Here is a 9,268-nt window from a genome sequence, read left to right as displayed (position 1 = left end):
GCCTCATACTCGATATCGATTTCCGACGCGTCCTGTTCGCTCATGCTTGTCCCCCGGGGCTCAAGCGCGGAATTATCCGCTGGATTGCTTACTTTTCTGTTTTCTCAAGGGTCTTGCGGTGCGATTTCGGACGTGCGAGGCATGGGAGCGCAATGATAACGGAGAGCCCCTCATGAAATTCGTCAGGTTCGGCCCCAAAGGCGGGGAAAAGCCGGGGCTTCTGGACAGCGCGGGCCGGGTCCGCGACCTCTCCGCCCATATTCCCGACATCACCGGCGCGACGCTTTCGCCCGAGACCTTGCGACGGCTTTCCGCCATTGATGTCGCGACCCTGCCGCTTGCGCCTGAAGGCGCGCGGCTCGGCACGCCGCTCGCCGGCATCGGCAAGATCATGTGCATCGGCCGCAATTATCGCGAGCATGCCGCCGAGACCGGCAATGACGTTCCGAGCGAGCCGCTGCTTTTCATGAAGGCGACGAGTGCGATCAACGGGCCTTATGACGACGTGGCGATCCCGCGCGGCTCGATCCAGATGGATTACGAGGGCGAGCTTGGTGTCGTCATCGGCCGCCGGGCAAAATATGTGTCGCAGGCCGAGGCGCTATCTTATGTCGCCGCCTATACGATCATCGACGATGTGTCGGAGCGTGCCTTCCAGCGCGACCGTGGCGGCCAGATGACCAAGGGCAAGAGCGGCGACACATTCGCACCCATCGGGCCATGGCTCGTGACGGCGGATGAGATTTCCGATCCGCAGAATTTGCGCATCATGACGGAAGTCGATGGCGAGCAGCGCCAGAACGGCGTCACCGCCGACATGGTGTTTCCCGTCGCCGAACTCATTTCCTATCTGAGCCAGTTCTTCACGCTCCTGCCGGGCGACATCATTGCCACGGGCACGCCGTCTGGCGTCGCCGCAGGCATGAAGCCGCCCGCATGGGTCAAGCCGGGGCAGGTCGTCACGATCCGCATCGACGGGCTTGGCGAACAGCGCTCGCGTTTTGTGCCGGATGCATGATGAAAAAGCTTCCTGTCGATATTGAGAGCATCAAGGGTTTCATGGATGCCGAAGAAGGCTGGGCGCTGCATGACGCAGCCCTTGAAGCCTCGAAGCTCGGGCCATGCCTTGAGATCGGCTCCTATTGCGGCAAGTCGACCGTCTATATCGGCGTCGCGGCGCAGGCGAACGGCGCGGTGCTTTACGCGCTCGATCATCATTACGGCTCTGAAGAAAACCAGAAGGGCTGGGAGCATCACGACGCGACGCTTTATGACGCGGAGACGGATCGTCTGAATACCTTCCCGCTCTTCCGCCGCACCATGCGCATGGCCGCGCTTGAAGACACGGTGGTGCCGCTCGTCGCGCCGTCGAAGGTTGCCTCAAAGCAATGGGCGACGCCGCTCGGTTTCGTTTTCATCGATGGCGGTCATGGGCTGGAGCCCGCGCTTGACGACTACCGTCACTGGGCACCACGCGTCGTGCCCGGCGGCATCCTCGCCATTCATGACGTGTTTCCCGATCCGAAGGACGGGGGGCGTCCGCCGTTTGAGGTCTACAAGCTCGCGATCGCGTCGGGTTTGTTTGTGGAGGAGCGGGCGGTGAAGTCGCTCAGGATTTTGCGGCGGGTGATTTAAAGAATTACCCAACAACATTCGTCATGGTCGGGCTTGACCCGGCCGTCCACGTCTTCCTTTTCCACATTGCGAGCCAGGAGAGACGTGGATACGCGGATCAAGTCCGCGCATGACGGAGAAAAAAGGCGAAATGTCATCCCGACGCCGCCTACGCGGTTCTCTCCGCGAACCGTGCCGAAATTCTCGGATTCGTTCATACACGACTGGATCAACGGTCGCTGAGTTCCGGGCCTGTCATGCCGGCACTGCTGAAGAAGCATTGCGCTCTCTGCGGAATTTCGTTACCGAAGCCGTTTTTCGCGGTGAAGTCGATGGTCGCGACGACCTTGCCTGTCGTCGGTGCGCGATAGACGCCCTTGCCGCCCCACACCGCATTATAGCTGGACGGAAATTTGAGCGATGCCTTGAGAGCGGTCTCGCAGCGTTCGATTGCGACCCTGTCCGGCAGCGCGCGCATCTTTGTCTCTTCGGATTGCACGGGGGCATCGCCCGGAATCGCAACTTCGGAATCGCTGATATAGAAGCGCTTGCCATTCGTGCAATCGACAAAAACCACAATACGCTTTTTGGGTGTGCTGCGCGCATCGGACAGTTCGGCATATTCGACCTTGTCGCACTCTCGCGATGCCGCGGCCTTTTTTGCTGCCGCGGCCCGCACCTTGTCGATTTTTCTGACGCCAGCGGTCCCCCATTTCTCGAAGGTCTTTGGATACTGGTCGCGCGTGTAAGGCTCGTAAGCGCCTGGATCGACCTCAGCAGCGAAAGCTACCGATATCAGCGTGGCCGCAAATCCTGTGGCGGCAATCCATTTCAGCATCCAGCTCCCCCCTGTCGTGTCGACAGGAGCTTAGCGCGAGCAAATATGTGTGGCTAGACGGACGAAATGAAAGACTTGGATACACGGATCAAGTCCGCGCATGACGGAGAGAAAAAGGCGACGTGGCTTGCCTATTCCGCCGCTTCCGCTATCAGCGGATGCTCCGCAAAAAGCCGCGACGCAGGCGTGGCGCCGGTCACCGCGTCGGTCGCGAGGATCACAGCCGCCGCCGTCCATGCGGGCTTTTCCACGGGCCATGCGACGCCGTTTTCAAACTGATAGCCCATCCAGTAAGCGCCATCGGTATCGCGCCACTGATGCTGCCAGCTCAGCATGGCTTCGGCGCGTTTGCGGTCGCCCGCGACGAGCAGCGCCATGGTCAGTTCGGCGGATTCCGCAATCGTGACCCAGGGCTGATCGAGCACGCAGCGGCAGCCCATTCCCTCGGCGACGAAGAGGTCCCATTTCCAGTCGATGCGCTTGCGTGCCGCTTCGCCCGTGAACACGCCTGCAAGAACCGGATAGTACCAGTCCATCGAGAAGCGGTCCTTCGGTTCCCATGTGCGGTCGAAGCGATGCGGCGTGTCGCGCAGCGCGGCGCCGAGGCGGGCGCGGGCGAGCGCCCATTCGCGCGAGGGATGGCCAAGCTCCTGCGCGATATGCACCGCGCATTCGAGGCTTTTATAGATCGAGGCGCAGCCGCTCACGAGCGCGTCGTCTTCGGGCGTATGCGGATCGGGTGCGGACCAGCGAATGTCGCCATGCGGCGTTTGCAGCGACAGCACGAACTGAATGGCGGCTTCCACATGCGGCCAGATATCGGCGAGCCATTTGCGGTCGCGCGTGATCAGGAAATGGTGCCACGCGCCCGTTGCAATATAGGCGGCGAAATTCGTGTCGCGGATCGAATGGCCCGCGCCATCATCATTGCCCGTATAGCGGTGTTCCTCATCGTCGAAGGGCACGGCGCTGCCGAGTTTGCCCCACCACGAACCGTCTTTCAGTTGCGTGTCGGTGAGGTAGCGGAAGGCGCGGCGCGCATGCTCGATCTCGCCGAGCACGGCAAGGCCCATCGCCGCTTCCGTGTGGTTCCACGGATCGATGACGCCGCCGTCATACCAGGGGATCGCGCCATTGTCGCGCTGCAGTTCCAGAATGCGCGCGCGTGCGCCGTTGAAGAAATCGTCAGGGATCGCATCGCCATAAGTCAGATAGGTCATGCGGTCCCCTTCGTGAAATAGAAGACGACGCTTTTGCCCATCAGCGGCCCGGCGATTTTCTCAAGCGTGCGGGTCAGCCATGGCGCTTGCAGAATGTCCCATTCGAGAAAGCTCTTGTAGAGATTGACCGCTTTCACATCCTCGCGCTTCACGCCCACGGCGCATTTCAGCCACCAATAGGGCGAATGCAGCCCATGCGCCCAATGGCGGTGGAAGAAGGTCATGCCCTTTTCGGCGACCGAATTCTTCAATTCGCTTTCGCGGAAAATGCGTACATGGCCGCCCGGCTCATTGTGATAGTCGTCGGACAGTTTCCAGCACACCCATTCGGGAAAGAAGCGCGGCACGCTGATGGCGAGCGTCCCGCCCGGCTTCAGCACGCGCTCGATCTCGGCAATGGCCTGCTTGTAGTCGGGAATATGCTCCATCACTTCCGAACAGACGATCTTGTCGAAAGTTGCATCGGGGAAGGGCAGCGACAGCGCATTGCCGACCGTCAGCGAAAAGGCGCGCTGCGTTTCTGGGTCCATGTCGGGGATCTGCTCAAAGCCCGTGCGCGTACGCTTCACGTCCTCGAAGCCGAGATCGATCCCGACGACGTGGCACTTGGCGTAGTAATACATGGCATGGACATGGCGGCCCGCCCCGCAACCCAGATCGAGGCTGCGCTGGCCGTCCTTAAGACCCAGTATGTTGAAGTCGACGGTCTGCATTCGCTATTGTCTGCCTGTAAATTTCTGTGACTTCGCGCGCCGCGCGTTCCCATTTGAATTGCGAGAGAATGCGTTCGCGTCCGGCATGGCCGTAGCGGTCGCGCATCTCCTTGTCGTCGAGCATGGCGGCGATGGCCTTTGCCAGCGCGGGCGGGTTCGAATGCGGCACCACAATGCCCGCATCGCCGACGACTTCCGGCAGCGAACCGCCGGTCGTTGCGATAACCGGCGTGCCGCAGGACATGGCCTCGCCGCAGGGAAAGCCGAAGCCTTCATAGACGGAAGGCGACACGGCAATCGTCGCTTCGTTGTAAAGCTCCGTGACCTGCTCGTCGGTGATGCCGCCGACGAATTCCACCTTGTCCATGATGCCGAAGGCGCGCAGCTCGTCGGTCGTATTGCCTTCGCGCAAACGGCCGATCACCTTCAGCTTGAGGTTCGGCCGCGTCTTCAGCAATTCGGCATAGGCGCGGATCAGATAGATCAGGCCCTTCAGCGGCACGTCGGCGCTGGCGCAGGCGACGATCAGATCGTCGCGCCGCTTGATCGAGGGGATCGGGCGGAACTGGATATGGTCGATGCCGTGCAGCACGAGGCGTGTGCGCTCCGTCTTGACGCCGAATTCGCGCACCACGTCGCGGCGCGTGCTTTCCGACACCACGATCAGCGGATCAAGCTCGCGCGCGACCTTGATCTGCATGTTGAGGAACGAATACCAGCGGCGCTTCAGCAGTTTCAGCGACAGCGTCTTGGCGTGCTGAATGTCGATGCGGCGATCCATGGTGATTGGGTGATGGATCGTGCCGACGATGGGCAGGCCCATGTCGCGCAGTTTCAGCAGGCCCCAGCCCAGCGTCTGATTGTCGTGGCAGACGTCATAATCCTGCACCGTGCCGCGCACATAGCGCGCCATGCGTTCGCAGAATGTATAGGGCTCGGAAAAGCCGCCCGTATTGTGGCTCCACCATTCGAAGAGATCGACGGGATAGGCGAACATCCAGGGACGCAGCGCCTTGATCGGATGCGGGTTCGCATAGAGATCGAGCGAGGGCAGCTTGATGAGCTTCACGCGCGGGTCGAGTACGGGGTAGGGCGGGCCCGAAATCACGTCGATCTGGTGGCCCATATCGGCCAGCGCCTTGGCGATGTGGCGCATATAGACGCCTTGTCCGCCCGTGGTGGGGTTCGAGCGATAGCTCGGCAGCAGGATGCGCAAGGGCCGGTCGCCCTTGGCGGCGGCGATCTTGTGGTGATCTGCTCCGGACGTTATCGCAGGCTTCGCCAGCGCGTCGTTCGAGCCTTCGCGCTCAAGCGTCTGCGACATGCGTCTTGATCCTTATTGTCTCTGGTGCCGCCGGGGGCGGGTTCAGCCTTGGTGTAACCCATGCTGCGCCGCAGTCAAAACGGCGGCGGATCATAACCAGTTAGGCCAGAGGCAACAAGCGGCTAACAATGTTGTAAGTCGGGGTTTTGTCTCAAATAGCCGTCATGGCCCGGCTTGACCGGGCCATCCACCTTAGCGGCGTCCCCGAAGGGTAGATGGATGCTCCGGTCGATCCCCGGATCAAGTCCGGAGAGGGGCATGACGATAAATGAAAAAAACTCACCCAAACCGGCGCTTCAGCCAGTCCACCATCATGGCGTTCAGTTCCGCGGGTTTTTCCGCCTGCGTCCAGTGACCGCAATCGGGGATGATGTGCTTTTCAAGGTCGGGCACGAAGTTTTCCATGCCTGCTGTCATTTCCGGGCGCAGCACGATGTCGTCGGCGGCGGAAATCATCAGGCTCGGCACGTTGACCTTTTCGACCAGGTTTTCGCCAAGCTGCCAGTTGCGCGTGAAGTTGCGGTACCAGCCGATGCCGCCCTCGAAACCGGACTTGCGGAAGGCCGCCGTGTAATAGGCAAGCTCTTCATCGTTCAGCAGTTGCTCGCCCGGCCAGGTGCTTTCATCGGCCGCAAAGCCCTTGAGGAATGAAAGGTTCTTCTGGTCGGCGGGCAGGGCGTCGAAGTCGGCAAGCTTCATGGCGGACTTGCGATACCAGAAGCGCATCGAGCGCGGCACGTCGGCATCGAACATTTTTTCCGCGACGCCATATTTCTGGAAGAAGACGATATACATGTCCTCGCCGAACATCATCCGCATGCCGACGATGGGGTCGATCGGTCCGCGCGGAATGAATGGCGTGTTGACGCCGATGACGCCCGCAACGCGGTCGGGGTGGCGCAGCGCCATCTGCCAGACGACCATGCCGCCCCAGTCGTGACCGGCAAAGACCGCCTTGTCGAGTTCGAGCGCATCGAGCATGCCGGCGAGATCGTCGGTCAGATGCGCGATGTCATAAAGCGGCACGGCGTCTTCGCCCTTGGGGCCGCCCGTATTGCCATAGCCGCGCTGGTCGGGCGCGATGGCGCGAAAGCCTGCGCCTGCAAGGGCTGGAATCTGATGACGCCATGAATAGGCGAGTTCAGGAAAGCCGTGGCACATCACGACAGGCACGCCGTCTTTCGGTCCCTGTTCGTAAACGGCCATGTTGAGGCCGTTGGCCTTCACATAGTGCGGCTCTGGAAATGCCATGTTCTTGCTCCCCGGTTTTGTTTTCTAGTTTCTGGATCGTCACCCCGGCACGAAGCCCGGATGACGCTTATACCAAGACTCAGGCGGCTGCCTTGATGCGCTCGAAATCCGCTGTCGTAGACAGGCCGAGTTTCGTCAGCATTTCGGTGCGGCCCGGGCCCATCTTTGGCGGATAGAGACCGGCATTGGTATTGCGCTTCTTGCCGCGCAACCAGTAGCGCAGAACGGTCAGCACATTATGCGTGCTCTTCAGCCACTTGGCCGGCGGCTCGATCATGTGGAAGCCGCGCATGAAGGCGCGCAGCAGGCCTATGTCGGCTCGCACGGCGGGCATGATCGCGTCTTCGGCGAAACTCTTGATGAGGCGCGCGCGAAAGTTCGCCTTGTAGTTCGGGTTCAGCGCATTAGCCGAGCGACGGATCGCGGCGGCGTCCTGCTTCACCATGTCGTTGTAATAGGGGCGCAGCTCCGCTTCGACACCGGCATGGAAGTCGATCGCGCGGGCGACGGGGTCGCGCGTCTTGTCGAGCACGTCGCGCAGGATATGCGCCTGCACCGCGGCAAAGGAACAGCCGCGGCCATAAAGCGGGTTCGTGCGGATCACCGTGTCGCCGAGCGGGAAGAAGTTCAGCGCCAGCGGCTTGCCGTCCTTCACCATGTGGCGCCAGCGCGCCCATAGCTCGCCCATGCCGAAGACCTTGCTCTTGGGTTCGGAATATTCGCGCGAGGTCCAGCTTGCGATACCGGGCAGTTCGGCGCAAAGCGCGTCGAAGACTTCCGGGTGCACGATGGCGCGACGGATTTCCATTTCGATTTCCGGCACCGCGAGCGTGATCGAGAAGCAGCGATTATCGGCAGGGAAGAGGCCGTATTTGATATAGCCCATATCGCCCGCGCCCGGTACACGGGTCCGTACCGGCTCGTCCTTGCCGTCATGCAGCCGGTAGTGGCGCGTGAAATAGACGATGCCTGCGGGCGCGGATTCTTCGTCGATGGGCAGGCCCGCCTCGCGCAGCCATTCAATGGCCTGACTGTTCTTGCCGCCCGCATCGACGATGATATCGGCGCGCATGTCGCGCGTGCCGTTCGCATCCTCGATGACAACGCCGCGCACGGTGAGCGCATTGCCGAGTGTTTCGGTGATGAGGCCGCGCACGCGCGTATCGGTAATGAAGGTGACGTTCTTCTGGCGCGCAACATAGCGGCGCATCACCAGTTCCAGCGTCGTGCGGCGACTGGTCAGGATCGTCAGATCGCTGTCGCTCGGCACGGGCACATATTCCGCCTGCCGATCGGCGGGCATGTTTTCGTGAAAGCGGATTTCGCGGCAGCCCGCGGCGAGCAGGTCGTGCATCAATTCGGGGTAGTTGTCGCGGATGATGACATGCAGGCGTGCAAGGAAGGCATGGCTGTGGCGGACATGGCCGACGCCCTTGCGCTCCCAGGCGTCGAAGGCCTCATCGGCGGATGTTTCCGGGGGCGGAGGATCGCGGTCGAGAATCACGATCTCGCGGCCTGAAGTGCCCAGCGCCAGCGCCGTCGAAAGCCCGGCAATCCCCGCACCCAATACCAATACCCGTTCGCCCATCAGGCCGCTCTCCCTCGAATTTCCCCGAAATCGGGTCTCCCGCCGTACCTCGATCTAAAAATAGACCTCGGTACAGCGAGAACATAGGCAGGCGAAAGGCCGCTGTCTAGCGGCTACGGGGGCGGATTTCGTGATTTTTGGTCGTCAGCCGGGGAGCTTCAATCCGCGTGCGATCAGGCAGACCCAGCCGATCATAAAGGCCAGTCCGCCGATGGGCGTGACCAGCACCAGCGCCCGGCTGCCGGTGACGCCGAGCACATAGAGCGAGCCTGAAAAGAGGACCGTGCCGATGACAAAGGCCCAGCCCGCCGTCGAGACGAGCGCGCCCGGCGCTTGCGAGGCGAGCCATGCCACAACGAGAAGCGCCAGCGCGTGATACATGTGATAGCGCGCGCCGATCTCGAAGGCATTGAGCTGATCGGCAGGCACGCGGGCCGCCAGCCCATGCGCGCCAAACGCGCCGAGCGCAACGGCGAGAAAGCCGGAGAATGCGCCGATCGTCAGCCAGAGTTTCATCGTCTTTTCCCTTATTCATCACGACCCGCTTCATGCGGGCCATGACTATACGCGGAACTCAACCGATAGGCAGGTGGGTCCCGGGAACAAGTCCCGGGACGACGCCGAGTTCTTTGGAGAATGTTGGGGGCAGTCTTTTGTGAATGAAAGACAGGTCGTGAATCTCGCCACCTACAAATGTCGTCCCGGGACTTGTTCCCGGGA

9 protein-coding genes are annotated in these 9,268 nt (G+C 61.5%); 2 read left to right on the top strand and 7 right to left on the bottom strand.

Annotated features, from left to right (window positions below):
* The first annotated feature begins 172 nt into the window (after positions 1 to 172).
* Both WA943_RS12070 and WA943_RS12065 read left to right on the top strand, forming a co-directional pair.
* Positions 173 to 1,018 (top strand): fumarylacetoacetate hydrolase family protein, encoded by an 846-nt coding sequence (locus WA943_RS12070; RefSeq protein WP_424470130.1) that lies wholly within the window; start codon positions 173 to 175, stop codon positions 1,016 to 1,018.
* Positions 1,018 to 1,635: a class I SAM-dependent methyltransferase gene (locus tag WA943_RS12065; RefSeq protein ID WP_424470129.1), complete on the top strand. Its 618-nt coding sequence runs from the start codon at positions 1,018 to 1,020 to the stop codon at positions 1,633 to 1,635. Before WA943_RS12070 ends, WA943_RS12065 begins: the two co-directional genes overlap by 1 nt.
* 208 nt (positions 1,636 to 1,843) lie before the next feature.
* On the opposite strand, the gene WA943_RS12060 is transcribed toward WA943_RS12065, so the two are convergent.
* The 7 genes from WA943_RS12060 to WA943_RS12030 form a co-directional block, all read right to left on the bottom strand.
* Complete coding sequence (locus WA943_RS12060) at positions 1,844 to 2,452, bottom strand: hypothetical protein (protein ID WP_424470128.1); 609 nt, start codon at positions 2,450 to 2,452, stop codon at positions 1,844 to 1,846.
* A 131-nt stretch (positions 2,453 to 2,583) separates the two neighbouring features.
* Complete coding sequence (locus tag WA943_RS12055; RefSeq protein ID WP_424470127.1) at positions 2,584 to 3,672, bottom strand: prenyltransferase; 1,089 nt, start codon at positions 3,670 to 3,672, stop codon at positions 2,584 to 2,586.
* Entirely contained in the window at positions 3,669 to 4,385 is a 717-nt protein-coding gene (locus WA943_RS12050) for a class I SAM-dependent methyltransferase (RefSeq protein WP_424470126.1), read from the bottom strand. The genes WA943_RS12055 and WA943_RS12050 overlap by 4 nt, the downstream gene beginning before the upstream one ends.
* Positions 4,351 to 5,709 (bottom strand): glycosyltransferase family 4 protein, encoded by a 1,359-nt coding sequence (locus WA943_RS12045; protein ID WP_424470125.1) that lies wholly within the window; start codon positions 5,707 to 5,709, stop codon positions 4,351 to 4,353. The genes WA943_RS12050 and WA943_RS12045 overlap by 35 nt, the downstream gene beginning before the upstream one ends.
* A gap of 279 nt (positions 5,710 to 5,988) precedes the next feature.
* A complete protein-coding gene (locus tag WA943_RS12040; protein WP_424470124.1) occupies positions 5,989 to 6,960 on the bottom strand; it encodes an alpha/beta fold hydrolase in 972 nt (323 codons plus the stop codon).
* Positions 6,961 to 7,039: 79 nt separating this feature from the next.
* The gene (locus WA943_RS12035; RefSeq protein ID WP_424470123.1) at positions 7,040 to 8,548 is read right to left on the bottom strand and encodes an FAD-dependent oxidoreductase; all 1,509 of its coding nucleotides are present in this window, start codon (positions 8,546 to 8,548) and stop codon (positions 7,040 to 7,042) included.
* A gap of 144 nt (positions 8,549 to 8,692) precedes the next feature.
* Positions 8,693 to 9,064, bottom strand: coding sequence for a DUF423 domain-containing protein (locus WA943_RS12030; protein ID WP_424470122.1), 372 nt, complete (start codon positions 9,062 to 9,064; stop codon positions 8,693 to 8,695).
* Positions 9,065 to 9,268 lie beyond the last annotated feature (204 nt).

The organism is Parvibaculum sp., assembly GCF_049651025.1.
In the GTDB taxonomy this organism is placed as follows: Bacteria; Pseudomonadota; Alphaproteobacteria; order Parvibaculales; family Parvibaculaceae; genus Parvibaculum.
This window is presented reverse-complemented; position numbering and strand designations above follow the sequence as displayed.

What these genes read in the sequence shown, in the direction of transcription:
- WA943_RS12070 (WP_424470130.1), top strand. Translation starts at nt 173, where the DNA reads ATGAAATTCGTCAGGTTCGGCCCCAAAGGCGGGGAAAAGCCGGGGCTT.
- WA943_RS12035 (WP_424470123.1), bottom strand. Translation starts at nt 8,548, where the DNA reads ATGGGCGAACGGGTATTGGTATTGGGTGCGGGGATTGCCGGGCTTTCG.
- WA943_RS12030 (WP_424470122.1), bottom strand. Translation starts at nt 9,064, where the DNA reads ATGAAACTCTGGCTGACGATCGGCGCATTCTCCGGCTTTCTCGCCGTT.
- WA943_RS12060 (WP_424470128.1), bottom strand. Translation starts at nt 2,452, where the DNA reads ATGCTGAAATGGATTGCCGCCACAGGATTTGCGGCCACGCTGATATCG.
- WA943_RS12040 (WP_424470124.1), bottom strand. Translation starts at nt 6,960, where the DNA reads ATGGCATTTCCAGAGCCGCACTATGTGAAGGCCAACGGCCTCAACATG.
- WA943_RS12045 (WP_424470125.1), bottom strand. Translation starts at nt 5,709, where the DNA reads ATGTCGCAGACGCTTGAGCGCGAAGGCTCGAACGACGCGCTGGCGAAG.
- WA943_RS12050 (WP_424470126.1), bottom strand. Translation starts at nt 4,385, where the DNA reads ATGCAGACCGTCGACTTCAACATACTGGGTCTTAAGGACGGCCAGCGC.
- WA943_RS12065 (WP_424470129.1), top strand. Translation starts at nt 1,018, where the DNA reads ATGAAAAAGCTTCCTGTCGATATTGAGAGCATCAAGGGTTTCATGGAT.
- WA943_RS12055 (WP_424470127.1), bottom strand. Translation starts at nt 3,672, where the DNA reads ATGACCTATCTGACTTATGGCGATGCGATCCCTGACGATTTCTTCAAC.